The sequence below is a fragment of the Nocardia sp. NPDC056564 genome (genome assembly GCF_042793755.1).
In the GTDB taxonomy this organism is placed as follows: domain Bacteria; phylum Actinomycetota; class Actinomycetes; order Mycobacteriales; family Mycobacteriaceae; genus Nocardia.
The window spans coordinates 211,010-237,939 of record NZ_JBHTUR010000003.1; the positions used below are offsets into that span (position 1 = coordinate 211,010).

Consider the following 26,930-nt stretch of genomic DNA (forward strand, 5'->3'; position numbering starts at 1 on the left):
CGGAACTATTCGAGAATCGCCGACAGCCCGTACCCGGCGAGCACGCGCCGGGTCACCGCGGCCAGTTGCTCCGCGTCGACCAGCTTCGGTGAATGAAACCCGTTGAATCGTACGGTGATCCGGCCGCCGGTTTCGAACAACGAAACATAGAGGTTGCCCCCGCGCTCGGCAAGTACGGCAGGCGAGTCCAGACTCTGATTGACCAGGCCGAGCCTGATCTTCGCTGCCGGACCGCCGTCGACGCGCAGCATCTCGGGGTCGAGTTCGCCGAGGTTGGAGCACACCGAGACGGTGGCGTCGGCGGCGACCTTGCGCACCAGCACCCCGAACAGCCTGCGCGGCAACGCGACCGCGATCGGAATCAACGGCGCGACCGGTCGTTGCCCGGTGACGGCCGCGCTCAGCTTCTCCTTGATCACCGCGCGCAGCGGGGCAAGGTCGGTCAACGGCCCGTCGCGCAGATCCACCTCGAAATCTATGGACGCCAAGGCATTGGCCCGCTCGTCCGCCTCGGCGCGGGTACTGACCGGCATCATCATCCGGACCAGCCCCTGGTCGTCGGTGCGACCGATCTCGGTGGCGACCGCCGCGGTCACCGCCACCGCCAACGTGGTGGCGCTGCCACCGCGGTCCCTGGCGGCGGCATGCCAGTGCTGCGCCGGAATCGTCGCATCGACGGTCGGCAGGCGAAAGTCCTGGTCACCGCCGCGCGCCGCCGCGGTGTCGCCGCGCCGCCCCAGCGCCAATTGCACCGCCAGCCCGGCCGCGCGCACCAGCGCACCGCCACGCCGCGCGGCATCGCGACAATCACCGAACAGCAGCCGCAGCCGCCCGAATTCGTCGGTCGGATAGCGCAGCTCGAATCGCTTGTCCGCGACCGCCTCCGCGACCGCGGCACAGAACGCCCGGCCATCGGCGATCGTGTGCGAGGCCAGCAGCGATATCGCGCTGTCCCCGTTGTCACAGGCGGTCATCGACAACCGCCACGCGGGCCCGCCGAAGGTGCGCAACTCCGCGCGCCCCTGCGTGGCGACCCACGTCTCGAGCTCTCCGCGCGGAATCGGCGTATCTGAGACCTCGAGCGGAGCGAATTCGGCTCGCGCACTCCACCGGTCACCGGCGGCCGGGATCATCGCGGCCTTGACCACCCGGCCCAACCTGCCGTGCCGTAATGCCGTGTGAAAATCCGCGAGTGCCGCTTTGTCCACCGGACGGTCGTAATACCAGACCGCCTGTATCGCCAGGGTCCCGCCCAGCGCGGAATGCCCCCGCGCGCTGACACAATCGATGTCCCCGAGCCGGTACGTCACACAAATCTCCTAGAGTTGCCGTAGCCGCCACAGCGGTGCTGAGCTGCTCGGCAAAAGGAGCATCCGGGGGCACGCCATTGCGGTCGAACCCTGTATCGGCGGACGGCCCCATTTCGCATCACCTTTTATTCAGGAAATTCGGCGAAATCGTAAATCATAATGCCGCAAACTAACGTCTTGGTGAAATTTACTTTCATACCGGTGACGGCCTCCCCGACGCCGCATTACTTACCGTCGCCGGTCAGCCGCGTTGGTCACCCGGGGTGTACGGAATGTTGAGGGCGTTGTTCTCGTCGACCCGAATGGGCCGGCCCAGCTGTGGAAACGCGCGCTGGGCACAGTCGGCGCGCTCACACACTTTGCAGCCGGGGCCGATCGGGATGGCGGTACTCGGGTCATCGAGCGGAAGTCCGTGCGAGTAGACGAGTTTGTGCGCGTAACTGAGGTCGCACCCGAGCCCGATGGCGAAGTCTCGCTTGGGCGAGAGATACCCCGGCGTGCTCTCGTCGGTGGTGCGGGCCAGCCACAGATACCGGCGGCCATCGGGCATCTGCGCGATCTGGGTCCGGATACGCCCCGGACTCCCGAACGCCTCGTGCACCACCCAGAGCGGGCAGCTGCCGCCGACCCGGGAGAAATGGAACGCGGTGGCGGACTGCCGTTTCGAGATGTTCCCGGCCCGGTCGGTGCGAACGAACAGGAACGGCACACCCCGCCGGCCGGCCCGTTGCAACGTGGACAACCGGTGGCTGACCGTCTCGAACCCGACCTCGAATTTCGCCGACAGCAGGTCGATGTCGTAGCGCAGCGCCTCCGCCGCGTCGTGAAACGCTGTGTAGGGCAAGATCAATGCCCCGGCGAAGTAGTTGGCCAGCCCGACCCGCAACAGCCCACGCGACTGCGCGGCCAGCGAGTCACCCCGCGCGATGACCGCGTCGATGGTGTCGGCCTGGGTGCGGAACGCCAACTGCGTCGCCAGTTGGAATGCCCGCTGCCCGGCCGACAACCGGCGGGCGAGCGTCAGCGTCCTCGTCCCCGGATCGAACGTGCGTTTCGGGCCGGGCCGATCGGGATCATCGGTACGGATCACGACCGCGATATCGTGCTCCTCCCGCAACAGCCTGCTCAGCTGGAGATCCAGCCCGCCGAGCGTGAATCCCCTTCTGGTGAACAGTTCTTCGGCGGCCGTGTCCAGATCGGGGATGTGGTTGCGGTGGTCGTAGAAGAAGTCGCGGACATCCTCATACGGCATACCGGTGCCCGAATCGTGGGAGTCGATCCCGGCCGACACCCGTTCGAGTTGTTCGGTCGCGCCGAGCAATCGGCGATGCATGCCGACCAGCACCCGCGCCGCGGCCGGAATCCGGGATACGAGTTCGTCGATCTCGGCGGTCGTGATCGCGACCCCGTCGGATTCCTCGGCGAACACCTCCTGCAGATCGGCGAGCAGCCGCGCGTCGGTGTCCGCGGCGAAGAACTGCATGTCCAGATCGAAGGTCGAGTTCAGCCGCAGCAGCACCGGCACGGTCAGCGGGCGCTGGTCGTTCTCCAGCTGATTGACGTAGCTGACCGACAGCCCGAGCGTCGTGGCCATCCCGGTCTGGGTCAGCCCCCGCTGCTCCCGCAGTGCGCGCAATCGCCCGCCCGCGTACACCTTCTGCATAGTCCGAAATCTAGCACCATCGTCTTACACAACTTTTACAAGTTCACCCGTTCGCTTCCGCAAAAATAGGCATTTGCGAGGTGTTTTCCAGGTCGATCGTGGTGTGTAGCGTGCGAAAAGGACGCTTACATCGAAGTCTGGAGGATTTCCACGGTGAAGAATCATCTCGTTCGCACCCACCGCTCCGCCGAGCGGTTCCCGCGCGCGGAACACCTCGCGTGGCGCATCGCCGAGGTCGCCACCGATCCGGTCGAGGTGGCGCCGGACACGGCGGAGATGATCATCAACCGGATCATCGACAACGCCGCGGTCGCGGCGGCCGCGCTGACCCGCCGCCCGGTCGCCAATGCCCGCGCCCAGGCGCTGGCACACCCCTATCGACCGGGCGCGGCCGTGTTCGGCGTCGGCGGCGGCTACTCCCCCGAGTGGGCGGCCTGGGCCAACGGCGTCGCGGTGCGCGAACTCGACTTCCACGACACCTTCCTCGCCGCGGAATACTCGCATCCCGGTGACAACATCCCGCCGATCCTCGCGGTCGCCCAGCACACCGGGCGCACCGGCCGCGACCTGATCCGCGGCCTGGCCACCGGATACGAGATCCAGATCGATCTGGTGCGGGCGATCTGCCTGCACGAACACAAGATCGACCACGTCGCCCACCTCGGCCCGTCCGCCGCGGCAGGCATCGGCACGCTGCTCGGCCTCGACGCCGAGACCATCTACCAGGCCGTCGGCCAGGCACTGCACACCACGACCGCGACCAGGCAGTCCCGCAAGGGCGAGATCTCCAGCTGGAAGGCCTACGCGCCGGCGTTCGCGGGCAAGCTGGCCGTCGAGGCCGTCGACCGCGCGCTGCGGGGCGAGGGCGCGCCGTCGCCGATCTGGGAGGGCGAGGACGGCGTGATCGCCTGGCTGCTCGGCGGTCCGAAGGCCGAGTACTCGGTGCCGCTGCCCGGCCCCGGCGAGGCCAAGCGGGCCATCCTCGACTCCTACACCAAGGAGCATTCCGCGGAGTACCAGAGCCAGGCCCCGATCGACCTGGCCCGCCGGATGCGCGCGCGCATCGGCGATCTCGACCGGATCGCCTCGATCGTGCTGCACACCAGCCATCACACCCACGTGGTCATCGGCACCGGTTCCGGCGACCCGCAGAAGTTCGACCCGACGGCCTCGCGCGAGACCCTCGACCACTCGGTGATGTATATCTTCGCGGTCGCGTTGCAGGACGGAACCTGGCACCATGAGCGGTCTTACGCGCCCGAGCGCGCGCAGCGGCCCGACACGGTCGAGCTGTGGCGCAAGATCTCCACCGCCGAGGACCCCGAGTGGACCCGGCGCTACCACTCCACCGACCCCGCGGAGAAGGCGTTCGGCGCGCGCGCCGAGGTCACCCTCGAGTCCGGCGAGGTGATCGTCGACGAGCTGGCGATCGCCGACGCACACCCGCTCGGTGCCCGTCCGTTCGCCCGCGAGCAGTACATCGCGAAGTTCCGCACCCTGGCCGAGGGCGTCGTCGCGCCGGCCGAGCAGGATCGGTTCCTCGACGTCGCCCAGCGCACCGCCGAGTTGAGTGCCGCTGAGCTGGGCCAGCTTTCGTTCACCGTGTCCGACGAGGTGCTCGCGCGGGCGCCGCGACTGCCCAAGGGGCTGTTCTGATGCCGGGCCCGCTCGCCGCCGCGACCTCGGCCGCGGACAAGCGCGCCGCCTTCCGCGCGGGACTCGCGTCGGGCTCGATTCAGCGGTTTCCCGGTGCGTTCAATCCATTGGTGGCCACGCTGATTCAGGAGATCGGGTTCGAGGGGGTCTACGTCTCCGGCGCGGTGGTTTCGGCCGATCTGGCGCTACCCGACATCGGCTTGACCACGTTGAGCGAGGTGACCGAGCGCGGACGGCAGATCGCGCGGGTCACCGATCTGCCCGTCCTCATCGACGCGGACACCGGATTCGGCGAGCCGATGAGCGCGGCGCGCACCGTGACGTTCCTCGAGGACGCCGGAATCGCGGGCTGTCACCTGGAGGACCAGATCAATCCGAAACGCTGCGGCCACCTCGACGGCAAGGGCGTGGTGCCGACCGAGGAGATGGTGCGCCGCCTGCGCGCGGCCGTATCCGCAAGGCGTGACCCGAATTTCGCGATCTGTGCACGCACCGACGCGGCCGGCCTGGAGGGCATCGACTCGGCGATCGAGCGGGCCAAGGCCTACGCCGCCGCCGGTGCGGACCTGATCTTCACCGAAGCGCTCGCCACCGCGGCCGACTTCGCGAAGTTCCGGGCGGCCGTGTCGATTCCGTTGCTGGCCAACATGACCGAGTACGGCAAGACCGAATTGCTGACGGCGAAGACGCTGGAGTCGATCGGCTACAACGCGGTCATCTACCCGGTCTCGACGCTACGCCTGGCGATGTGGGCCGCCGAGAACGGATTGCGGGAGATCTTCGCCGAGGGTACTCAGGCCGGCCTGCTGGATCGGATGCAGCCGCGCAGCCGGCTCTACGAATTGCTCCGGTACGAGCGCTACAACGAATTCGATTCCGATGTCTTCGATTTCAGCCTGGGGAAGGACCAATGACTACAGCATCGCGCAACGATTCGGTGACGGGTGGCGATCAGGCGACGGGCGGTTCGGCGGCCGCCGTGCCGACTGTCCACAAAGGGCTGGCCGGCGTTGTCGTGGATACCACGGCGGTGTCCAAGGTGGTACCCGAGACCAACTCGCTGACCTACCGCGGTTACGCCGTGCAGGACCTGGCTGCGCACTGCTCGTTCGAGGAGGTCGCCTACCTGCTGTGGTACGGCGAGCTGCCCAACGACGCTCAGCTGGAACGGTTCTGCCAGCAGGAACGGGCGGCGCGGCGGGTCGACCGGTCGTTGCTGTCGCTGGTCATGAAGATGCCGGACAACTGCCATCCGATGGACGTCGTCCGCACCGCGATCAGCTACCTGGGCGCCGAGGACCCGGCCGAATCGGACAGCAGCCCGGCGGCCAACCGCGCGAAGGCCTTACGGATGATGGCGGTGCTGCCGACCATCGTCGCGGCCGACCACCGCCGCAGGCACGGCCTGGAGCCGATCGCCCCGCACTCGCACCTCGGGTTCGCGGAGAACTTCCTGCACATGTGCTTCGGCACGATCCCGTCCCCGGACCTGGTGAAGGCGTTCGAGGTCTCGCTGATCCTCTACGCCGAGCACAGTTTCAACGCCTCGACCTTCGCCGCCCGCGTGGTCACCTCGACCATGTCCGACATCTACAGCGCGGTCACCGCGGCCGTCGGCGCGCTCAAGGGCCCGCTGCACGGCGGGGCCAACGAGGCGGTCATGCACGACATGATCGCGATCGACGACCCCGCCCTCGCCGAGCAGTGGCTGCGCAACAAGCTGGCCAAGCGGGACAAGGTGATGGGCTTCGGGCACCGGGTCTACAAGAACGGCGATTCCCGGGTCCCGACCATGAAGCGGGCCTTCCTCGACATCGCCGCGGCCACCGGCGGGCACAAGTGGGTCCGGATGTACGAGATCCTCGAACGCACCATGGACGAGGCCACCGGCATCAAGCCCAACCTCGACTTCCCTACCGGCCCCGCCTATTACCTGCTCGGCTTCGACATCGAGATCTTCACCCCGATCTTCGTGATGAGCCGGATCACCGGCTGGGCCGCGCACATCATCGAGCAGAGCGAATCGAACGCGTTGATCCGCCCGCTGAGCGAATACGTCGGCGTGGCACAGCGTTCGGTGGTCGCCTGACTCGCGCCATCCGTCCGGATCGCGCCCTGGACGGTGAGCGGACTTTGGCGTAGGCCGTTCCCCCTGCTATGAACTAGCGTAGGCCGGTGACGGTCGGCTGATCCGCGGGAGCTCGGCGAGTGTGTGGAGTTCACTCGGCGGGAATCGGTTTCGCGGATCAGGCAGGGAGGGGCGCGGTCGTCGTGCCACGTCGAGAATTCGGGGGGACCATGACGGACATCGCGCAGCACACCCAGGGGGCGCCGGAGTGGGTGCGGACTCGGGATGGACGGCGACTGTATGCGACGGTGGTGGCCGGCGCCCACGCCGGCGCCGCGCCGACCGTCGTGTTCGAGGCCGGGTCGGCCGCGGCGCGGTGGTCCTGGGCATTGGTGCAGCCGGGAGTGGGCCGGTTCACCCGGGCGGTCGCGTATGACCGGTCCGGACTCGGCCGCAGTGCGCCGGATGTCACCGATCGCACGCTCAGCCGGATGGCCGACGACTTGAACGAGGTGCTGGACCATTTCGGGCCCGGCCCGTTCGTGCTGGTCGGGCACAGCGCCGGGGGGCCGATCGTCCGGCTGGCGGCGGCCCGGCGGCTCGATCGGATCGCCGGGCTCGTGCTGATCGATCCGACGGACGAGGCCGCCGACGTGTTGTTCGGTCGCGGGTTTCGACGGCTGGAACGCGGTGCGATCGCCGTGAGCGGCGTACTGGCCCGGTTGGGGTTGCTGAAGCTGCTGTTCCGGGCGCAACTGCGGGCCGCGCCGGACGATGTTCGGCCGGAGATGGAACGAGAGGCGTTCCGTCCCAGCGTGATTCGCACACAGCGAGAGCAGGCGCGGACCTTCCTGGACGAGCTGGCGACCTGGCGCGGCAACCCGCCGGACCACGACCCGGTCCCGGTCACCGTCATCTCGGGCGCACTGGCCGGTGAAGGCATGAACGCCGCGATGCGCGCCGCGGCCATCGCCTCCCATGCCCACCGGGCCGCTCGATCGCCGCTCGGGCGGCATGTCCTGGCCGAGAACTCCTGCCATAACGTCCCCGCCACCGACCCGGATCTGATCGTCCGCGAGATCGCCAGAATGGTGCGCAAAGCGGACGACGACAACGGGTAACGTTGAGCTTCCGCGGAATCGGAATGTGTTCCGATGAATTACATTTCGGCGTTACCGAATAATCCCTTCACCGTGCCGAGTCCGGTGCCAACTTAACGTTCGTGAAGCACAACTTACACTGGTAGCCGGAATTGGTTGCGCGGCTTAAACTCTCAAACCCGACGGTAATCGACGGAAAGTAGCCGATGGGTAAGCACCGCGCACCACAAAAGCCTGACGTCCCGATGCGGTTGGCCGTGGTATCGACGGCCGCGCTGCTCACCGCCCTGGTCACGGCCGACCGCGGCGTATCGCACAGCAGCGGTCCGACGGCCGCCCGCGCCCACAACACTACGGTCGGCGAGCCGACCGGCCCGGTCTCGTCGCCACCGGAAACCGGGCCGGAAGCGGTACCGGATCTGCCCCTCGACGAGCACCCGCTCGGCGATATCGCGCCGGCGCCCGATATCGAACTCGGGCGCCACGCCGCGGATAATCCGAATCGGCAGGGCGCACCCCAGCCCGTCGAAGACCCCGCGCCGCCACCCCCGCGCGACGTGGTCGGCGGTGCGACGGCGGCGTGGATCGCGGGCACCACGCAGGGCTACGAATGGCTCACCTATATCGAGCGGTGCATCGTGGCGCACGTAATGCCCAACGCCGAGCCGGACAGCGTGTAGCCGCACAAAGGTTGCGCTCACTCGCCGCGATCGGCATTATTGCGCGGGTATGCCGCCGAATTCCGATCCCGTTTCCGACAGCCTCGAAGGCTTGTCCGTAGGTGATGCGCTGGGCGCGCAGTTCTTCGTCCCCGGCCGGTCCGTACCCGATCTGCTCGCCGGGCGACCGCCGGCCGGCCCGTGGCCGTGGACCGACGACACCGAGATGGCCTGTTCGGTCTATGCGGAAATCCGGCACCGCGACGCCATCGACCAGGACGCGCTCGCGGCCGTCTTCGCCGACCGCTGCGAACCCTATCGCGGCTACGGCGGCGGCACAGTCGTTGTGCTGCATGAGATTCGGGACGGACGCCCGTGGCGCGAGGCGGCCGGCGCCGCGTTCGACGGCCGCGGCTCCTGGGGCAACGGCGCCGCGATGCGGGTGGCCCCGCTCGGGGCGTACTTCGCCGGTGACCGGGACCGAGCGGCCGCGCAAGCCGCGCTGTCCGCCGAGGTCACTCATCGGCATCCGGAGGCGATCGTCGGCGCGATGCTGGTCGCCGCCGCGGCCGCGCATGCGGCGGCGACTCGCGTAACCGGCTGCACGGCAACCGAATTACTCGACTCCGTCGAGCCGTACCTGGTCGACGGCCGCACCTCCGACGGCGTGCGTCGGGCCCGGAAACTCATGGGACGCACGGTGGCCGAGGCCGCCTACGAGCTGGGCAACGGTGCGGCGGTCAGCGCCCAGGACACCATCCCGTTCACGCTCTGGGCCGCCGCGACCTTCCTCGACGACTACCCGTCCGCCGTCGCCGCCTGTGTCGAAGCCGGTGGCGACGCCGATACGACCGCCGCGATCGTCGGTGGAATCGTGGCCGCCCACACGGGCATCGGAGGCCGTGGTGCTATTCGCGGCATTCCCGAGCAGTGGCTCGCCGCACGCGAACCACTTCCCGAATGGGCGACAGCGTGACGCCGGCCCAGCATTTCGCGAATGGCCGGCGTCAGCGACAGGGCGCACCACTGTTCGCCCGCGCAGCCGTCCGGCATCTGATCACACGAATGCAAGACCGACCGGTCGTCTAACCGCCCTCCGGCGATTGCGAAAAGTTAGCCGATATCTATAGTTGAACACTTGACCAGCTCGAAATGCCATGCCCGCCAGCACATTGACCAGCCCGGTCCGGCACCGGAGAGACCACTCAGTCGGCAGTCGCCTGCGGTTAGTTGCGGGCCAAACAGGAGCCACAGTGTGATAACGGTCACAGTGGGATAAGCAAACGGCATCCGGGCAGCGAGGTGTGAACCACCCTCGTCGAGCTAAATTCTGGCTACTGAAATTTGTTTGCCCGGCTTCCGGCGCCTTGATACGATAATTTCATCCAATTGGGTGGAAGATCAGTGATGACTATATTTCCGTCAGCGTGATGATTTGTCTGATGATTTCGGTTCAGAATACCATTGTTGAGCCGGTGGAAATCAAGCGCATTCACCGGAGGGAAAGCAGTGCAGGGGCTTACACAGGAAGACGTCCGACATACCTTCGACGGCGGCCTTCCAGCTCAGAATAACATCGATTCCGCCATCATTGTGGGCGCCGGATTGGCCGGTCTCGCAACAGCATTCGAATTGGCGAAGCAAGGTACCACCGTCACCGTTCTGGAAGCGAGTGACCGGCCGGGCGGCCGAACCTGGACGTTCCGGCGCCCGTTCGCCGACGGCCTGCACGCGGAGGCCGGCGCGATGACGGTGACCGAACAGTGCCATTACACCATGCATTACCTCAGGGAAATGGGTCTGGAGACCGAGCCGAGCGATCTGGTCGACACCGATTTCCGCTACTACCGCAACGGCATTCGGATCCGGCCGGATCAGGTCGCCGACCACGCCGATACGCTGGGGCTGCACCCGGATGAGCGGCAGCTCACCGTCGCCGACCTGTTCGCCAGGTACGTCACGAAATTCAACGAGAACCTCGGACCCGAGGTCGCGGCACCGGACTGGACCCCCACGCCGAATCTGCTGGAGCTGGACCGGATCTCGGTGCGGCGGATCCTGCAGGACCGCGGCGCGTCGGCAGGCGCAATCGCGCTGATCGAACCGCTGTTCCTCGAAATGCGCGGCGGCGAACTGGAATCCGCCTCCGCGATGGCCTGGGCCCGGTACGAGTCGAGCCCGCGCTCGTTCTCCGCGGCGGGCGCCCAGTGGTACAAGGTCAAGGGCGGCACCGACCTGCTCGCCCACGCCCTCGCGGACAAGGTCAAAGACCACGTCCACTACCGCAGCCCGGCAGTCCGCATCGCCCAGAGCGAGCGCGCGGCACAGGTCACCTTCCTCGACCGCGACCGGCTGCAGACGATCAGCGCGGATCGGGTCATCGTCACCGCGCCGTTCAGCAGCATGCGCCGGCTCAATCTCTCGATGGCCGGACTGTCGGCCGCGAAGCATTCGGCGATCCGCAACCTCCGATACGTCTCCGTCCTGCGCATCTACCTGCAGATGCGGAAGAAATTCTGGCCGGAGGACAAACTGATGTTGTCCGCGGACACCGCGATCTGCACCGTCCGCGACGCCACGCCGCGACTACCCGGCCCGCGCAAAATCCTCGAATGCTGGCTCACCGGCTGGCCCGCGCAGGCCGCGGCGAGCATGACCGAGGACGAACGGGTGGATTTCGCATTGCGCGAGGTGGAGCGGATGCTGCCGGGCGCCCGCGCCAACTTCGAGCTCGGCGCCTCCGTGGCCTGGGACAACGAGCCCTACGCCGGCGGCGCCTACATCCTGCCGGAGGTGGGTCACGGCGAACTCATGGAACACACCCGGACGGCGGAGGGGCGCATCCATTTCGCCGGTGAGCACACCGCGTTCGAACCGAACGGCGGTTCAATGAACTACGCACTGGAGTCGTCCATTCGAGTTCTTCTCGAACTGTCTTCCCGCTGATCGCGCACGGCCGAACAACTGAATTGCCATACGGAAGGGAGGAGCGTCTTGCTTCATCCGCGCTTGCTGATCGTAGCGGACTGCCAGGGGATCGACGATACGATCAATGACCTCAAACGGCACGGTTTCGAACCCGAGCCGACCACGACGGGAGCCGAAACCATGGCGTCCTACCCCGATTTCGACGTGGTGCTCATCGATCTCGACTTCACCGACTTCGACGGCCTCACCCTGTGCCGGGAGATCCGCCGCGCCAGCGACATCCCGATCATCGGTTTCTCGTCCTTCGAACTGGACCAGGTCCTCGCGCTGGAGGCGGGTTGCGACGACTGCGTCGTCAAGCCGTATCACAGCCGTGAGCTCATGGCCCGCCTGCGCGGCCTGCTGCGCCGGGTGCACATGATGTCCCAGCCCGCGCTCATCGTCGGCCAGCTGGAAATCGACTCCGCGCTGCGCGAGGTCAGGGTGGGCAACCGGCTGGTCGAGTTGACCCGCAAGGAGTTCGAACTGCTCCGGCTGCTCGCCGCCGAACCGCAGAAGGTGTTCTGCCGGGCCGAACTGCTGCAACGGGTTTGGGGATACGACGACGTGGACGCCGAGGTGACGTCGCTGGCCAGCCGGACCATCGACACCCACCTCAGCAGCGTCCGCAAGAAGCTCGGCTCGCCGGACTGGATCGTCACGGTGCACGGCGTCGGATTCCGTTTCAACGAGGACGCGACCCGGGGCAAGCCGGCGCACGCCATCGAACCGGCCGGGGCCGGCGGGGCCGCCGGTTAGCCCGCCGCCGTCACCCCGTCCGCTGTTTCGACGGGGTCAGCTTGGGCGTGAACGTGTCGCCGTACCGCGCGGCGAACTCGTCGATGATGGCGTCTTGGTCCGCGCGCACATCCCGCCCCGCACACAGTGCGTCCAGCACCGCGCTCGACTCCTGCTGCACCCGCTGGACCGCGTCGTACGGCATGTGGGTGAACGCCACCAATTGATAGAGCGGCGTATAGAGCTCGGGACGCAGCTCGTGCAGCCGCCGTTCCAGCGCCTTGCGCTCCAGGAATCGCGGGCTGTTCACGTGGTCGGAGAGTTCCTCCAGATTCCGCATCGACAGCTCGGCGAGGGCGTGCCCGGCTCGCACGCGAACGGCGCTGTATTCGTCCACCACGACCTCGGCGACCGTCTTGACCGTGCCGCCCTCGGACCGGACCGCGGCCTGGAACTTCTCCAGCAGGCTCGCCAAGGTGGCGGCATCCTCGAAGCTACAGTTGATGCCTTGCCCGTAGAACGGGACCACGGCGTGCGCGGCATCACCGACCAGCACCGCGCGCCGATGGTGGTACGGAGCGCAATTGATGATCCGGAGCCGGCCGGGGCTGCGGCCGGCCAGTTCGTTGCCGACCTCGGCCATCCGGCCGAAGACATCCGGGAACTCGGTCGCGCAGTAGTCGCTGATCGCCTCGGCCGACGGTAGACCCGAAAAGTGCCGCAGCGCACCGTCTCCCGCCGTCGGCTTGAACAGACTGGTGGTGAACGTCTGATCCCGGTTGGGCTGGGCCTGCAGGAAGTGGTCGCCGCGCGGCCACAGGTGCATACCGGTGGGGTCGGCGTCCCGGTAGTCCATGGTGATCTCGGCGTAGCCGTGCGCGATCGTATCCTGGGTCATCCAGACCTGTTTCGGATGTGCCGCGACAATGGCATCGCGCACCGCGCTGTTGGCGCCGTCGCAGCCGACCAGCAGATCACCGGTCACCCAGCTCGACGAGCCGTCCCGATCCTGAAGCAGCGCAGCGGGTCGCGCGGTGTCCACGTCGAGACACCGCTGCCCGTAATGGATCCGGGCGCCTTCGCGCAGCGCCTGGTCGCGCAGCAGGTCCTGCAAGATCCCGCGCGGGATGGACAGCAGGTGATGGTTGTACATCGTCCCGTACGCCTGGGTCGAGATCGCGCCGTCGCGGTGGTGGATGATGCGCTTCGCCAGCACCGAACCCTGAAGGTACAGACGGCGTTTCACCGATCGGGGCAGGCAGTCGAGCCCGCGCGAGGTGAGCGTCAGGTTGAACGAGTGCCCGGAGCCGGTGCCCGCCGACTCCGGCTGCCGCTCGAACAGATCCACCTCCAGCCCCTGTCTGCGCAGCAGCGTGGCCAATGCGCAGCCCACCGGCCCGGCGCCGATGATCACCACCGAGCGCATCGCCTGTTCAGTCATTCTGGTCTCCTCCATGAGCTCGCTCGGTCGGTGGCGCGATGGCGCCGACGGCGCGGAAGTACTCGAACATCCGGTGGATCCAGCCCGGATTCGCCTGCGGGTAAGGGCATCCCACGTCGGCCAGGGCGCGCCTGGACTTCTCGTTGTCGAACGCGTGCGCGCCGAGCCGCATCACACCCTCGCGCATGAGCGGCACCAGCGGGCCGAGACCGCGCCGTTCGTCGTCGTTCTCGGCGGCCTCGCGTTCCAGGGCGGCCATCCACACCGACCCGGCGGCCGGTTCGGTCGCATAGCCTTCGGCGCGAATGGCCTCGAGGATGGTCGGCCAGTCGAGGCCGTCCGGGTGGTACAGATGCCAATTCTCGTTGTCCGGCTTGCCTTCCGAGAGCCGGATAACGGCCCGCGCGACGTAGTCCACCGGCAGCAGGTCGATGGCCGGCGTCTCGACGATGTCGTCGGGGTAGCAGCCGAGCAGCGCGAAACCCTTCATCTGCAACCAGAAGAAGTCGTCGTGCCTGCACGCACCGGTCCGGCGATGACCGGCGATGCGGCCGACCCGGTGCACGGTCACCGGCAGCCCGGCCGCCCGCGCCCGGAACGCGAGTTGTTCGGCGACCCACTTGCTTTGCGAGTAGCCGATGCCCAGCGACGCGGGGTCGCCCGGCACCGTGTCCTCGCCGACCCGGCCGGAGGTCGAGTCGGGCGGGAAGACGCCCAGCGTCGAGATCAGGCGCAGCGGAGTGCGATTGACCCCGCAGAAATCGAGCAGATGCCGCAGGCCGTCGACGTTCGTGCGCTTGACCGTGTGGTACGGAACGACGAAATTGATGTGCGCCGCGGCGTGATAGACCTCGGTCACGTCGCGGGCGACGGCCGCGTAGTCGTCGCCGAGGCCGAACCGCGGCCGGTCGAGATCGCCGAGACAGACGTCGACCTCGTCGAGTCCGGAGGGATCGAGCGCGAACTTGCGGAACGTGCGGCGCAGGCGGTCGCGTCCGTCCGCCACGGTGTCCGCGCGGACCAGGCAGCGCACCCGCTGCCTCGTGCGCAGCAGTTCGTCGAGCAGGTGGCTGCCGAGGAATCCCGTTGCGCCGGTGAGGAATACCGCGCCGCGCGCGGGCGCGTGCCGCTCCCCCACGAACAGGTCGGGCAGCTCGGCGTCCGTGGCGAGGTCCGGCGCGGCGGCGGCATAGCGGTCGGCGAGGCTCTTCGTCATCCCGCGCGGGGTGGGCGTGCTCAGCAGCGTCGACAGCGCGACGTCGGTGTGGAAGTGCTGCTTGACCTGGCGGTGCAGGCGGGCGGCGAGCAGCGAGTGCCCGCCGAGCACGAAGAAGTCGTCCTCCGGTGTCGCCGGGCGCCGGCCGAGCACCTCGGCCCACAACCCGGCCATCGTCCGCTCCGAGTCCGTCCAGGCGACGGCGGACGGGTCGGAGTCCTCGGCCGCCGGCTCGACGGGCAGCGACTCCAGCGCCCGACGGTCGGTCTTCCCGTTCGGTGTCACCGGGATGGTGTCGAGGCGGGTGACCTGCCGCGGGATCATGTAGCCGGGCAGCACGGCGCCGAGCCGATCGCGCCAGTCCGTCGGCGGTTCCGCGGCACTCTGCACGAACGCGCGCAGCGCGCGGTCACCGCCCTCGGACACCACGATCACGGCGGCCGCGTCCACGTCCAGTTCCCGTTCCAGCGCGGCCTCCACCTCGCCCGGTTCGACGCGGTAGCCGCGGATCTTGACCTGATCGTCCTTGCGGCCGCGGTAGTGCAGCCGGCCGTCCGGCGCCAGCACGACCACGTCACCGGTGCGGTACATCCGCCGTCCGGCCACGAACGGGTCGGGGACCATGGCCGCGCGCGTCTTGTCCGGCAGCCCGATATAGCCGGGGGACACGACCGGTCCGGCGACGCAGAGCTCGCCCTCGACGCCGAACGGCGCCTGCCGGTCCGCGCCGGTCGAGTCGGTGTCGAGCACGTACGCGTCGACGCCGGGCACCACGCGGCCGATCGACGGGATGGTCGGCCATTCGTCGGGGTCGGCCGGCAGCCGGTCCCAGCTGCACAGGTGGGCCTCGGACGGGCCGTAGGCGTTGATCAGCCGGGCGCCCGGATTCCGGCGGAACATGGCCCGCACGTCACCGGTGATCACCAGGCGCTCGCCGGTGACATACACCTCGCGCAGGTCCGGCAGTTCCACCGCGGACGTGCGCAGCACCGCGGCCAGCTCACGCAGCGTGACGTACGGAAGGTACGCCCGCTCGACCCGCTGCTCGGCGAGCAACGTGGCCAGCGCCTCGAAATCGGTGCGGGCGGCAACCGGTGGGATGACCAGAGTGCCACCGTTGCACAGCGTTCCGAACACCTCGATGGCGAAGACGTCGAAGGCGGGCGGCATGTACTGCAATGTGCGCATCGCCAGGTCCGAGGTGAACAGCGCCTGGTTGTGCACGAGGTTGGCCAGCGTGATCTCCGGCAGCCGGACGCCCTTCGGCCTGCCCGTGGAGCCCGAGGTGTACACGATGTAGGCCGTATCCTCCGGCGTCTTCCGCCGCCCCTCGAATGCGGTTCCCGCGCCGCCCATTTCGGTCACATCGAGGACCTCGAGCCCAGGCGGCCACGCGCTCCCCGCGATATCGATCTCGGGCGCTCGAATCAATATCTCTGCGCCGCAGTCGTTCAGGGTGAAGTTCAGTCGATCCCACGGCTGGTCGGCGTCGAGCGTGACGTAGCTGCCGCCGGCGCGCAGGATTCCGATGACCGTCGCGATCAGGTCGACGCCCGACCGCATCAGCACGGCGACCGGCTGCCCGGCGCGGACTCCCCTGGCGGCCAGGGAAGCGGCGACCGCGTCTGCGCGCGTGGCCAATTCGGCGTAGCTGAGCTCGGCGCCGTCGGCGGTCAGCGCGGGCTCCGAGCTCGCGGTCTCGACGGTCGCCGCGAACAGATCGGCGGTCAGCTCGGTGCCGAGTTCGGGCGCGTCGGCACAGCGCGCACACAGCTCGGCGATCGCCCGCCGCTCCGCGTCACCGGTCCAACGCAGATCGCCGACCGGCACGTCCGGGTCGGCGAGCACACTGTCCACGAGGGTGCGCAGGCGCTGCACCAGGTATTCGGTGAAGTTCGCCCCGTCGGCCGCCGCGGTCGCGTGCTCGACCACCAGGGTGAAGTGGTCCGCGGTCTCGTCCACCAGGATCGCCAGGTCGTACTTGGCGCCACCCGGCTCGTGCTCCCACGTCCGCACTCCCCACTCGCGCAGATCCAGACGCCTTGCGGCGGCGGGCATCACGGTGACCATCGCGTTGAACAGCGCGCCGTCCTGGTTGCCGCCGGCCGAACGCAGCTCGCCGAGGACCGCCTCCAGCGGCGCGTACCGATGCCGAAGGCCCTCCAGCACTTCCCGTTTCGCCGCCCGCAGCACGTCCCTGGCGGTGGCGCCGCGCGTAGGCCGGTGGCGCAGCACCACGGTATTCGTGAGATGGGCGAGCACCTCGGTGTCACCCGCGCCGCGCACGGACACCGGAATGCCGAGCAGGACATCGTCCTGACCGGTCTGCCGGTGCAGCATCACGAAGCTGAGCGCGACGAAGAACATGCTGGTGGTGATGCCCTCCGCGGCACAGAATTCGCGCACCCGCGCCGACAGCCCGGCATCGAGCACCGACTGCCGGGTCACGTGCCGCGCGGGCCCCTCGGCGGGCAAGCCGAGGGGCGCCGCCGCCGGGGCGTCGGCGAGCTTGTCCCGCCAGAAACGCAGCGTCTCGGAATCGGCGGACAGCTCGGCCCACCGCGCATAGGCCTCGATGGCCTGGCGCCGGTCTTCCCGGGGCGGCTGCTCACCGCGCCGCACCGCGGCGTAGGCCGCCGCCAGCTGGGTGAGGTACGGCTTCCAGGACATGCCGTCGAAGACGGTGTGGTGGATGTTGAACACCAGCACGCTGTTCCCCGCGTCGCCGAACCGCAGATGCCGGGCCCGGGCGAGCGGACCGGCCCGCAGATCGAAAGCGGCACCGGCGATCTCGGCCACCTGCTCGGTCACCCACGCGTCGACGTCCCCGCCGGGATGGTCGCGCATGTCCACGTCCGGCGCCAACTCGCGGTGCACCACCTGGCGCAGCTCGCCGCCGGCGTCCATGTCGAAGGTGGTGCGCAGCGCGGCATGGTCTCGGTGCACCGCGGCCAACGCCTCGACGAGGTGGCGGTGTTCCAGCCGGATACCCACACGCAGGACCAGTGGCTGGTTGTACGCCGTCGGATCCGCGCCGTAGACGCTGTCGAACCACAGACCGGGCTGCGCCGGGGAGGCCGGCCGGAGTTCCGCGCCGTTCGATGTGTGTCGATCGGTAGCCGTCATGTCAGCCTCGCGCACGCTTGGTGCGAATCAGGTCGGCCACACCGCGCACGGTGCCCGCGCCGACGATCTCGTCGGGGGCCAGTCCGACGCCGGCCACGTCCTCGAGCCGGGCGCCGAGGTCGATCAATTGCAGTGAGGTGACGCCGCTTTCGATCAACCCCGCATCCAGGTCGAGCTCGTCTGCCTTGGTGATGTCGGCGAGCGACGAGCGGACGACCGCGGCGATCCGGTCCTCGGGCTCGGTCCGCACGGGGGCACTCGTGTCCACGCCCGCCGGTGCCTCGTCGGCGGTGTGTTCCGCGAGCCGCGAGCCGAGTTCCCTGCGGTCGATCTTGCCGTTCGCGTTGCGCGGAAACGCGTCGACGATCAGGACCATCGACGGAACCATGTAGTCGGGCAGAAGGTTTCGCAGATACTCGGTCAGATCCCGTTCCGCGAGTTCGTGTCCGGTCGCCGGCACGCACCACAGCGCGAGCTGGTCCGCCGCGCCGTCGCTCGGCACCGCCTGCGCCACCGCCTGCTGCACGCCGGGGAACGCCTCGGCGGTCACCTCGACCTGCCGTGGCTCCACCCGGAATCCGCGCACCTTGACCATCTGGTCGGTGCGGCCGGCGAGCACGATCTCCCCGTCGGTGGTCAGCTTGGCCAGATCGCCGGTGCGCAGCAGCCGCTGCCCGTCGTGCCGGACGAACTTCCGCTCGGTCTGCTCGGGGTCGCCGAGATACCCCAGCGCCACACCGTCACCGGCGATGCACAGCTCGCCGATCCGGCCGGGCTCGCACCGCTCCGCACGCTCGTCGCGCACTGTCATCTCGACGGTCGGCATCGGCCTGCCGACCGGGATCTCGGCGTCGGAAAGGTCAGCCCGGGTGATCTTGTGGACCGCGGTCAGCGCGGAGTTCTCCGTGCAGCCGAACGCGTTGAACACGTCACCGTCGATGACCGCCAGCGCACGCTCGAGGTGCGCCGCGGACGGGAAGTCACCGCTGACGATCACCGTCCGGACCCGCGTGAGGTGCTCGGCATGGTGCTCGACGAGCAGGTTGAACAGTCCGACGGACAGGTTCAGCACGGTGATCCGCTCGCGCGCGATCACTCTCGCCAGCTCACCGAGCGGCGGTATCTCCTGTGGCGCGATAGTCAACCGGCCACCGCGCAGCAGGCAGGTCCAGATGTCGGTGGTCGACGCGGCGAACGCGGGCTGCGCGAGTTGCAGGAAACGATCGTCGGGCCCGGGGGTGAATCCGACGAGATGCTGGGAAACCCGGGCGATGCCGCGATGCGCGATCACCACGCCCTTGGGCACGCCGGTCGAACCGGACGTGAACAGAACGAACGCCGGCGCCGCCGCGGTGACCGCGGACGGCCCGGACTCGGTGGACAACGACTCCGCGGCTGCCAGCAGATCGCCGACCGGAAGGCAGGTTTCCGCCGGAAATCCTTCTGCCGCACCAGAGTCCGTCACGGTGAGCGCCGGCTCGGCGACCCGGTACATCCGCGACTTGTGCTCGGCCGGGTGGGCCGGATTGAACGGCACCACCACGAGTCCGGCCTTGAGTATGCCGAGAAACACCTGATAGGTGGCGAGGCTGCGCTCCAGGTGCACGCCGACCCGCGCCCCCGGCGTCAGTCCACGATCACGCAACGCCCGCGCGATCTGGCTACTGAGGTTGTCCAGCTGGGCATAGGTCAGCGTGGTATCGCCGTCGGAAATCGCTTCCCGCTCGGCATATTCGCGCGCCGTGCGCACGAAGGCGTCGACAATGGTCTCGGTGGTCGCGCCCTCGGCCGAGCCCGTGGTGACGGACTCCGGGGCGGTCAGTGTGGGTTTCATCGCGCTGATGTCACCGTTCCTTCCGGTTCTGATGCGCCTCGGCGGCGCGGCGCCAGGCCGAGGTGGCGCAGGCTGGTCCGGCCGAACGGGGTCGACGGGTCGGCCAGATCGAGCGGCAGGTCGAAGTGGTCCCGCTCGGGCACGATCTGCGCCCGCACCGGGACCAACTGTGCGGCAAGGTGTTCCGCGTACGCGGCGTGCTGGTGCAGATACGTCCGGGTCTCGTGCCGCCCGGCGGCGAGCAGGACCGAGTCGCAACGCGGGGCGCGCATCCGCAACGGGCTGCATTCGGCGGCGAGTTCGGGGGTCAGCCGCACGGCGTCGTTGACGTAGGTCTCGGGGATCTCGGTGAGGTCGTACAGCCCGCTCAGCAGGCACGCGCTCCGCACCCGCGGCGCGTCCTCACCGGTGAGCGCCGCGGCCAGCAGATGCGCGCCCGCGCTGCTACCGGCCACGTGCAACCGCTCCGGATCGATCCCGAGCATCGGTCCGGTGGTGACCAGCCAGTCGAGCGCCCGGACCACCGAGCCGATCATGCCGGGCACCGTGCGATCCGGCGCGAGCCCGTAACCCACGGCGACATAGGCGCATCCGTGCGCCACCGCGTGCGCGGCGGCGAAGCAGGCGTCGTCGATGCCGGACTCCTGCCAGTGCCCACCGTGCACGAACACCAGCGCCGGCGTCTCCGGCCCCCGGGTGCCGCGCGGCACCGCGGGAAACACGTGACACCGCTCGCCGTGCCCCTCGCCGTACGGCACCGCGATGTGCACGTCCAGCTCGGACCGGGCCGCGTCGCTGAGCGTCCGGTACCGCCGCAGCGAGGCGGCCATGTGCCGCGCGACCGAGCTCGGCGAGTACTCGCGGTCGAGCAAGGTCGGTTCACTCATCGGACTTGCGCCCTTCGATGACTCCGTGCGGCGTCCAGCCCTCGTTGCGGATCCGCTTGATGTCGCCGAATCCCGAAGCGACGAGCCACTCTTCGTGTTCCCGCCACGGGTAGATGGTCGACTCCTCGGACGGCAGGGTGGCGAAGTAGACGTTGTCCAGCGCGGTGTAGAGCGGGCCGCGCCCGTCGTCGTCGGCGAACGCGTTGAACACGATCACCCGGCCGCCCGGCGGCAGCGCCGCGTACGCCCGTTCGAGCAGCGCCCGGTTCTGCTCCGGCGACCAGATCACGAACTGATGCGCGAACAGGGCGGCGTCATATCCGCGCGGCAGCGGGTCGCCGAACATATCGCCGGCCACGACGTCGATCCGGTCACCGAGCCCGGCGGCCGCGATATTGTCCCGGGCCACCTCGACGGCGCCCTCGAGATCGAACACGGTGATCCTCAGGTGCGGGTGTGCCTGGGCGAGCGCGATCGCATTCACCGCGTCGCCGCCGCCGACATCCAGAATCTTGGTCACGGTGCGGTAGTCGACCTGATGCAGCAGCACCGGATTGGACAGCTCGGACCAGGAATGCATGCCGCGGAAGAACAGCGCCTCCAATTCCGGCGTCTGCTCGAGCCGGGTGTACAGGTCGTTTCCCTTGCCGGGCAGATGCTTGAGGCCCAGGTTCTTGCCGGTGCGCAGCGACTCAGCGTATTCCTTGGCGGGCAGGTAGGTCAGCCGCTGCTGGAAGTCGATGATGTTGCGGATGAGCGGCCAGGTGCCGTCGGCCATCGCGTCGTGCAGCATCGCGCTCAGCGTGTACGCGTCGCCCTCGCGGTCGGTGAGGCCGAGCGAGGTGGTGCCGAGCAGCAGTTGCCGCGCGGATTTGGCGGGCAGCCCCAGCCCCTCGGCGGCCTGGTCGCTGGTGGACGGGCCGTTCAGGTCGAGGTATTCGAACAATTGCAGTTCCGAGGCCGCGCGCAGCTGCTGAAAAGCAGCGAATCCGAACAACACCGGGACGAGCGAGGTGAGATCGACCGGTTTCGTCGGCTCGGTCTTCAGTTCCGTCATCGTGATCGTGTTCCTCCAGCAGTCGGGGTATTTGTCTGAGATCTGCGCTCTAGAGCCGGGTGCGGAAGGTCCACAGTTCCGGGAAGAAGCGGTGTTCGTTGATGGCGCGCAGCCACGGTGCCCCGTCGGTGCCCGCCGTCCCGCTCTTGCCGCCGAGCATCCGCTCGACCACGAGCAGGTGGGTGGCCCGCCAGTGCGAGAACTGATAGGCGACCTCCAGCAGGGCCTCCGCCAGCCGGTGCGCGTCGGGGTGCCGAGCCGGGTGCCGGTAGATCTCCAGCCACACGTCCTCGACCAGCGGATGGGCCTCGTGCTGTTGCGCCGAGGGCCGTTCCAGGCACTCGGTCGGAACCGAAAAGCCCTGCCGGGCAAGATGTTGCAGCACCACGTCGTACAGCGACGGCTCCAGCAGTTCGGCCCGCAGCATCGCGTGCCCGTCCCGCAACGCCGCCTCCACCTGCCGCTGTGGCCGGTTGCCCAGCACGAACTCCAGTGCCCGGTAGGCGAAGGATTGGGTGCCGGAGGCGTCGTTGAGCACCTCCCGGAACGCCACGAACTCGTCGACCGACATCCCGTTCATCGACTCCCAGCAGGCCACGAGCACCCGCTGCGTGCGGGTCGCGCGGGCCAGCGCCAGGCAGGTATCGGCGACGTCGTCGCGGACCAGTGCGCGGCGGGCGGTGTCGAGATCGTCGATCACCGCGCGGAACAGCAGCTCCTTCACATGACTGATCAGGATGAAGTTCAGCTCGCCGCGGGCCTCGCTGCGCGGGACCTGCAACGCGTGCAGTTCGTCCATGTGCGCGTAGGTGACGTACTCGGGCGCAACGTATTCGGGTGCGCGGGTCATCGCACTGCCCCCACGGCGCGGGCCAGCGCGTCGGCCGCCCGCGACACCTGTTCGTGCGTCACGTACAGCGGCGCGAAGGCGAAACGGATCAGGTCCGGCGGGCGGGCGTCGACCAGCACACCGCCGTCGGCGAGTGCGCTTTCGACTCTGTCCGCCTGTGGAATTCGCAAGGCGAAATGACCGCCCCGCCGTTCCGGGTCGCGCGGGGAGACCAGTGCATCCAGCAGTTCCGGACGGCTGCCCGCGAGGCACTCGAGGAAGAACTCACCGAGATCCCTGGAACGCCGGCGCAATTCGTGGATGCCGACCTCGATCAGCGGGGCGAGAGCATGATTCAGCCCGACCAGGCTCAGCAGCGGTGGCGTGCCGGTGCGGGCGCGATCGATGTCGTCGGCCGGGACGAATGTCCGCGCCATCGCGAACGGCTCGGCGTGCCCGTGCCAGCCGGCCAGTGGAAAGTCCACGGCCGATTGAAGTCTGATCGGGACGTAGGTGAAAGCCGGTGCGCCCGGACCACCGCCGAGGTATTTGTACCCACAGCCGACGGCCAGGTCGACCGCGTTCGCGTCCAGGTCGACCGGCAACACGCCGGTGGCATGGCTGAGATCCCACACCGATACGGCTCCTACCGCGTGACACAGCGCGGTGACCGGACGGATCTCTCGCCGCTCCCCGGTCCGGAAATCCACGGGTGCGGCGAGCGCCGCCGCGACCTGAGTGCCGTTGTGCCGCAGGTATTCCTCGAAGCCGGCGCGCGATTCGACAACGAGCTCGCGGTCCAGCAGCCGGGCCACCGAATTCGCGATGTACAGATCGGTCGGGAAGGACTCCGCCTCGATCAGCAGCACCGGGCGGTCCTGGCGCAGGCGCGCGGCGGCGGTCAGCGCGTTGAACACGGTCGTGGAGGTGGTTTCCCCGGCGACCAGCACCTGCCCCGGCCCGGCGCCGAGCAGCGTGCCCAGCTTGTCGCCGACCGTGCGGGGCAGCTCGAGCCAGCCGTCCTGGAACCAGGCCTGCACCTGGCGCGGCGCCCACTGGCCGGACACCACACGGTCGAGTTCGGCGGCCAGGTTGCCGCGGGGCGGGCCGAGGGAGTTCCCGTTGAGGTGGATGGCGCCCGCGGTGGCGAACTGGCGCGCGTACTGGGCCAGCGGATCGAGATCGTCCCGACGTCTGGCCTCGTCGAGGGCAGGCATGGTTGCTCCGGATTCCGACCGAATGCTCATCCCTCACTCGCTTTCTGCTCGTCGTCGATCGCGGGAACCCATACCTGGCCGGTGATCCGCACGCTCGCCGTGTCGCCGTGTCGCGCCCCGGTGCAGCCGAAGACGGACTCGCGACCGTCACCCGTCACCTGCCGAACCGTCACCGGCGACCGGCCGTCGGCGGTCAACCCGAGCCCGGTGAGTCCGAGCGCGGCGGCCGCGGGCAGGCAGCCTGCGTCCTCCGGGATGCCGAACCCGGGCGCGAACACGCGGGCGAGCACCTCCTGCCGATCCGGGTCCCAGCGATACGCGGTGAGATCCGGGAGACCCAGCTCCCGCATCCGGTCGAGATCCGGGACCGGCAGGGAACGCGGGTCCTCGGTGATCCGGACGAAGTTGAAGGCCCGCCCGATCCCACCGGCATGCGCACTACCCGTGCGCCAGCCGAACAACGCGGGATCGTACGGAATCCGTTCGTGCACAACGGGTCCGTCGAACGGCACGCGCACCTCGCCGCCGTCGGTCCACAGCCAGTGGCAGCCGACCTCGGCCGTGCGGCCGACCGCACCCGGCGCCAGCCGACCGGTGCCGACCAGGCAGGCCGCCACGCCGGCCAGCGAATGCGTGCCGAACGGCGTCTCGCCATCGGTGTTGAAGATCCGCGAACCGAAAGTCTGTTGCGCCGGGGAGCATTCGCTCACCAATGCGCTCTCGTCGGCATTGCCCTGGCGCGCGTACTCCGCGGCTTCCGCGACCACGCGGTCGTCGCACCGGCCCTCGGGGATCAGCACGTCCAAGGTGCTCCCCCGCCCGGGCGCCGCGCCGAACATGTCCAGGCGTAGTACTCGCATCACTCGCCTCCCAGGTGCTTCTCGGCGAAATCGATCACGACCTGCTCGTCGCCGCGATACGGCTGATCGGGGCGCGGCCAGTGCACGACCAGATCGGTGATGCCCACCTGCTCCAGCTCGCCGGCGGCGTCCTCGTAGGCGGCCAGCGAACCGGTGATCCCGCCCACCGCCGCGTCGGCGACGAACAGCTTGCCGAGCGTGGCCGGGTCCCGGCCCACCCGCTCGCACGCGGCGTCGATGCCGCGCACCTGGTCTCGCAGCACGGGCACGACCTCGCGCAGCGGCCGCGTGCGGAAGTCGTTGGGCGGCCCGGACGTAACCCAGTACCGCGCGAACCTCGCGGCCAGCGCCATGCCTCGCGGGCCGGTCGCGGCCACGGCGAAGGGCAGGCGCGGCGCGTCGCCGGCCCGCGGATGGAAGTCCACGCCCGCCGCGGTGTACCAGCGTGACACCGTTGTCACGGAGCCTCGGGTGAGCACGGTGTCGAGGAGTTCGACGAACGCCTCGAATCGGTCGGCGCGCTCGCGCGGGCCGAGGTCCGGCCCACCGAGGATGCTCACATCGAATCCCGGTGCGCCGGCGCCGAGTCCGCAGATCAGCCGGCCGCCCGCGATGTCGTCGACGGTGACGAGTTCCTTGGCGAGCGCGACCGGGTTGCGGAAGTTGGGGGTGGCCACGAGCAGGCCGAGGCCGATGGCACCGGTGACGGTGGCCGCGGCCGTGAGCGTCGGAATCGACGCGTACCACGGACGATCCGCGAGCCAGCGCCACATCAGATGGTCGTAGGTCCAGGCGTGCCGGTAGCCGAGCTGCTCGGCGGCGCGCCACCGGTCGGCGGCGACCTTCCACTCGTGCTCGGGCAGCAGGACGATGCCGTGCTTCATCGGCGCGCCTCCTCGAGTCGCAGGTCCGATACCAGCCGGGCCGCCCGATCCAGCACCTGCGGGATGTCGGTGACCAGCGGTCGCATCACCGCGTCGGACTCGGCCGTGACGACCGGGTGGTGACGGCCGTCGACGTCCGGGTACAGCCCGTTGTGCCGCAGGTCGGCGGTGAGATCCGCGATCCGGGAATCGAGCTGGGCCACGAACTCGGCGTGGCTGACCGGGCGCCGGACGGTCAGGAAGAAGTTGTCGTAGAGGTCTTCCTTCTCCCGGGAGACGCTGACGCCGGGTACGCCGGCGGATTTCTGCAACAGCGAATGACCATCCGGCACCAGATGATCGGCGATGTGACTGTGGGTGACCTCGTTGCGGGCCACGGCTGCGTCGAGCGCCGCGCACGCCGGGTCGTCCTGCCACGGCAGCTTGCCGCGGAACAGGCGGCGCACCGGTCGATAGTCGGGCGCCCAGGTGCCGCTGAACGCGGGGTGCTGCAACGCCATTCGCGCCCTGATGTCGGCGTGATAGTGCTCCCGCGGGACGGTGGACGAGTAGAGCAGCATCGCGCTGTACCCGTCGACGCAGGCGGACAGCAGCTCGAGTTCGCGTTCGTCCGGCTTGTCGGCATCGTCGCCGGAGTGCAGCCACACCACGTCACCCATGGCCCGCCACATCAGGAACGAGATCTGGTGACCGGCGATCCAGCGGTACCAGAACAGCCGTTCCGCCTCGACCTGCCGGGTGCCGAATACTTTGTAGTCCAGCATCTCCCGGTCGGCTGCCGCGGGCTCGCCGGGAGCGTCGGCGGCTCCCGCGAAGCCGTCGCCCAGCGGCGGCATGAACAACAGATGCGGCTGCAATGCGGGCGGCCTGCGCCCCTTCGGCCCCTGTCCGTTATGTCTGCTCACGACCCTGCTCCGGGGAAGTAGAGGAATTCCATCTCGAGGCCGTTCGGGTCGACCACGTACAGGCTCTGCATGCCGTCCGCGTCGGTCACGATGTCGGAGGGCGCCTCGTCCCTGGCCCAGCGCAGATCGGTCGCCGCCCGCGCAGTCAGCCACCGCTCCCGAAGGGCGACAAGGTCTTGCGGCCGGTCCACGGTGATGCCGACGTGTTGATATTGGTAGCCCAGCGGGTCCGGGCCGTCCTGTGTGTGCGCGGTCCGGTCGAAGACGTGGAATCGCACGTCCCCCGTTTTCAGCTCGACCAGCTTCTCGATTCCCGGTAGTCGCTCGAGGGTGAGTGGTGAGAAGCTGTCGAGCTTCCATTCCACCGTGGCGCCGAGGAATTCCTGGTACCACCGGATCGTGGCGTCCACATCGTCGGTCTGAATGGCGAGGTGGTGAAATTTCGGCGCGATGTCAAGCCCGTGCATCGGATGCCTTTCCGTCGCGAATGTGCTCAGCGCGGGTCCCTCACCG

The 26,930-nt window shown here is 68.8% G+C and carries 21 protein-coding genes; 8 read left to right on the plus strand and 13 right to left on the minus strand.

Features of this window, described 5'->3' with window-relative positions:
• Positions 1-5: 5 nt before the first annotated feature.
• Positions 6-1,310, minus strand: a complete 1,305-nt coding sequence (locus tag ACFQ9K_RS08870; RefSeq protein WP_378717647.1) for a hypothetical protein — start codon at positions 1,308-1,310, stop codon at positions 6-8.
• 241 nt (positions 1,311-1,551) lie between these two features.
• Entirely contained in the window at positions 1,552-2,973 is a 1,422-nt protein-coding gene (locus ACFQ9K_RS08875; protein WP_378717645.1) for a short-chain fatty acyl-CoA regulator family protein, read from the minus strand.
• A 153-nt stretch (positions 2,974-3,126) separates the two neighbouring features.
• On the opposite strand from ACFQ9K_RS08875, the gene prpD reads away from it, so the two are divergent.
• From prpD to ACFQ9K_RS08915, 8 genes are all read left to right on the plus strand, one after another.
• Entirely contained in the window at positions 3,127-4,629 is a 1,503-nt protein-coding gene (prpD, locus tag ACFQ9K_RS08880) for a 2-methylcitrate dehydratase PrpD (RefSeq protein ID WP_378717643.1), read from the plus strand.
• Positions 4,629-5,543, plus strand: coding sequence for a methylisocitrate lyase (gene prpB, locus ACFQ9K_RS08885; protein WP_378717641.1), 915 nt, complete (start codon positions 4,629-4,631; stop codon positions 5,541-5,543). The genes prpD and prpB overlap by 1 nt, the downstream gene beginning before the upstream one ends.
• Positions 5,540-6,718 carry a bifunctional 2-methylcitrate synthase/citrate synthase gene (locus tag ACFQ9K_RS08890; RefSeq protein ID WP_378717640.1) on the plus strand — a complete coding sequence of 393 codons (1,179 nt, stop codon included), beginning with the start codon at positions 5,540-5,542 and terminating at the stop codon, positions 6,716-6,718. Before prpB ends, ACFQ9K_RS08890 begins: the two co-directional genes overlap by 4 nt.
• A 209-nt stretch (positions 6,719-6,927) precedes the next feature.
• Positions 6,928-7,818, plus strand: coding sequence for an alpha/beta fold hydrolase (locus tag ACFQ9K_RS08895; RefSeq protein ID WP_378717639.1), 891 nt, complete (start codon positions 6,928-6,930; stop codon positions 7,816-7,818).
• Between the two features lie 224 nt (positions 7,819-8,042).
• Positions 8,043-8,477 (plus strand): hypothetical protein, encoded by a 435-nt coding sequence (locus ACFQ9K_RS08900; RefSeq protein ID WP_378983006.1) that lies wholly within the window; start codon positions 8,043-8,045, stop codon positions 8,475-8,477.
• A 91-nt stretch (positions 8,478-8,568) separates the two neighbouring features.
• Positions 8,569-9,432, plus strand: a complete 864-nt coding sequence (locus tag ACFQ9K_RS08905; protein WP_378717636.1) for an ADP-ribosylglycohydrolase family protein — start codon at positions 8,569-8,571, stop codon at positions 9,430-9,432.
• Positions 9,433-9,965: 533 nt separating this feature from the next.
• Positions 9,966-11,402 carry a flavin monoamine oxidase family protein gene (locus tag ACFQ9K_RS08910; RefSeq protein ID WP_378717635.1) on the plus strand — a complete coding sequence of 479 codons (1,437 nt, stop codon included), beginning with the start codon at positions 9,966-9,968 and terminating at the stop codon, positions 11,400-11,402.
• Between the two features lie 63 nt (positions 11,403-11,465).
• Complete coding sequence (locus ACFQ9K_RS08915; RefSeq protein ID WP_378717633.1) at positions 11,466-12,182, plus strand: response regulator transcription factor; 717 nt, start codon at positions 11,466-11,468, stop codon at positions 12,180-12,182.
• 10 nt (positions 12,183-12,192) lie between these two features.
• Here ACFQ9K_RS08915 and ACFQ9K_RS08920 read toward each other — a convergent pair whose 3' ends face one another.
• The 11 genes from ACFQ9K_RS08920 to ACFQ9K_RS08970 are packed head-to-tail and all read right to left on the minus strand — an operon-like array spanning position 12,193 to position 26,884.
• Entirely contained in the window at positions 12,193-13,602 is a 1,410-nt protein-coding gene (locus ACFQ9K_RS08920; RefSeq protein ID WP_378717632.1) for an FAD-dependent oxidoreductase, read from the minus strand.
• A complete protein-coding gene (locus ACFQ9K_RS08925) occupies positions 13,595-17,944 on the minus strand; it encodes an amino acid adenylation domain-containing protein (protein WP_378717630.1) in 4,350 nt (1,449 codons plus the stop codon). The genes ACFQ9K_RS08920 and ACFQ9K_RS08925 overlap by 8 nt, the downstream gene beginning before the upstream one ends.
• A gap of 1 nt (position 17,945) precedes the next feature.
• Positions 17,946-19,778 (minus strand): amino acid adenylation domain-containing protein, encoded by a 1,833-nt coding sequence (locus ACFQ9K_RS08930; protein ID WP_378717629.1) that lies wholly within the window; start codon positions 19,776-19,778, stop codon positions 17,946-17,948.
• A complete protein-coding gene (locus ACFQ9K_RS08935; RefSeq protein WP_378717627.1) occupies positions 19,775-20,665 on the minus strand; it encodes an alpha/beta hydrolase in 891 nt (296 codons plus the stop codon). The genes ACFQ9K_RS08930 and ACFQ9K_RS08935 overlap by 4 nt, the downstream gene beginning before the upstream one ends.
• Positions 20,658-21,722: a methyltransferase gene (locus ACFQ9K_RS08940; RefSeq protein ID WP_378717625.1), complete on the minus strand. Its 1,065-nt coding sequence runs from the start codon at positions 21,720-21,722 to the stop codon at positions 20,658-20,660. Before ACFQ9K_RS08940 ends, ACFQ9K_RS08935 begins: the two co-directional genes overlap by 8 nt.
• A gap of 49 nt (positions 21,723-21,771) precedes the next feature.
• A complete protein-coding gene (locus ACFQ9K_RS08945) occupies positions 21,772-22,572 on the minus strand; it encodes a tryptophan 2,3-dioxygenase (protein ID WP_378717624.1) in 801 nt (266 codons plus the stop codon).
• Positions 22,569-23,798: an aminotransferase class V-fold PLP-dependent enzyme gene (locus tag ACFQ9K_RS08950; RefSeq protein WP_378717622.1), complete on the minus strand. Its 1,230-nt coding sequence runs from the start codon at positions 23,796-23,798 to the stop codon at positions 22,569-22,571. The genes ACFQ9K_RS08945 and ACFQ9K_RS08950 overlap by 4 nt, the downstream gene beginning before the upstream one ends.
• Entirely contained in the window at positions 23,795-24,628 is an 834-nt protein-coding gene (locus ACFQ9K_RS08955) for a phenazine biosynthesis protein PhzF (RefSeq protein WP_378717621.1), read from the minus strand. Before ACFQ9K_RS08955 ends, ACFQ9K_RS08950 begins: the two co-directional genes overlap by 4 nt.
• Positions 24,628-25,512, minus strand: coding sequence for an LLM class flavin-dependent oxidoreductase (locus tag ACFQ9K_RS08960; RefSeq protein WP_378717619.1), 885 nt, complete (start codon positions 25,510-25,512; stop codon positions 24,628-24,630). Before ACFQ9K_RS08960 ends, ACFQ9K_RS08955 begins: the two co-directional genes overlap by 1 nt.
• Positions 25,509-26,417, minus strand: a complete 909-nt coding sequence (locus ACFQ9K_RS08965) for an L-tyrosine 3-hydroxylase (RefSeq protein WP_378717617.1) — start codon at positions 26,415-26,417, stop codon at positions 25,509-25,511. The genes ACFQ9K_RS08960 and ACFQ9K_RS08965 overlap by 4 nt, the downstream gene beginning before the upstream one ends.
• Positions 26,414-26,884 carry a VOC family protein gene (locus ACFQ9K_RS08970; protein ID WP_378717616.1) on the minus strand — a complete coding sequence of 157 codons (471 nt, stop codon included), beginning with the start codon at positions 26,882-26,884 and terminating at the stop codon, positions 26,414-26,416. Before ACFQ9K_RS08970 ends, ACFQ9K_RS08965 begins: the two co-directional genes overlap by 4 nt.
• Positions 26,885-26,930 lie beyond the last annotated feature (46 nt).

What these genes read in the sequence shown, in the direction of transcription:
- ACFQ9K_RS08875 (WP_378717645.1), bottom strand. Translation starts at nt 2,973, where the DNA reads ATGCAGAAGGTGTACGCGGGCGGGCGATTGCGCGCACTGCGGGAGCAG.
- ACFQ9K_RS08960 (WP_378717619.1), bottom strand. Translation starts at nt 25,512, where the DNA reads ATGAAGCACGGCATCGTCCTGCTGCCCGAGCACGAGTGGAAGGTCGCC.
- ACFQ9K_RS08920 (WP_378717632.1), bottom strand. Translation starts at nt 13,602, where the DNA reads ATGACTGAACAGGCGATGCGCTCGGTGGTGATCATCGGCGCCGGGCCG.
- ACFQ9K_RS08890 (WP_378717640.1), top strand. Translation starts at nt 5,540, where the DNA reads ATGACTACAGCATCGCGCAACGATTCGGTGACGGGTGGCGATCAGGCG.
- ACFQ9K_RS08945 (WP_378717624.1), bottom strand. Translation starts at nt 22,572, where the DNA reads ATGACCCGCGCACCCGAATACGTTGCGCCCGAGTACGTCACCTACGCG.
- prpB (WP_378717641.1), top strand. Translation starts at nt 4,629, where the DNA reads ATGCCGGGCCCGCTCGCCGCCGCGACCTCGGCCGCGGACAAGCGCGCC.
- ACFQ9K_RS08950 (WP_378717622.1), bottom strand. Translation starts at nt 23,798, where the DNA reads ATGAGCATTCGGTCGGAATCCGGAGCAACCATGCCTGCCCTCGACGAG.
- ACFQ9K_RS08935 (WP_378717627.1), bottom strand. Translation starts at nt 20,665, where the DNA reads ATGAGTGAACCGACCTTGCTCGACCGCGAGTACTCGCCGAGCTCGGTC.
- ACFQ9K_RS08970 (WP_378717616.1), bottom strand. Translation starts at nt 26,884, where the DNA reads ATGCACGGGCTTGACATCGCGCCGAAATTTCACCACCTCGCCATTCAG.
- ACFQ9K_RS08925 (WP_378717630.1), bottom strand. Translation starts at nt 17,944, where the DNA reads ATGACGGCTACCGATCGACACACATCGAACGGCGCGGAACTCCGGCCG.
- ACFQ9K_RS08940 (WP_378717625.1), bottom strand. Translation starts at nt 21,722, where the DNA reads ATGACGGAACTGAAGACCGAGCCGACGAAACCGGTCGATCTCACCTCG.
- ACFQ9K_RS08955 (WP_378717621.1), bottom strand. Translation starts at nt 24,628, where the DNA reads ATGCGAGTACTACGCCTGGACATGTTCGGCGCGGCGCCCGGGCGGGGG.
- ACFQ9K_RS08895 (WP_378717639.1), top strand. Translation starts at nt 6,928, where the DNA reads ATGACGGACATCGCGCAGCACACCCAGGGGGCGCCGGAGTGGGTGCGG.
- ACFQ9K_RS08930 (WP_378717629.1), bottom strand. Translation starts at nt 19,778, where the DNA reads ATGAAACCCACACTGACCGCCCCGGAGTCCGTCACCACGGGCTCGGCC.
- ACFQ9K_RS08900 (WP_378983006.1), top strand. Translation starts at nt 8,043, where the DNA reads ATGCGGTTGGCCGTGGTATCGACGGCCGCGCTGCTCACCGCCCTGGTC.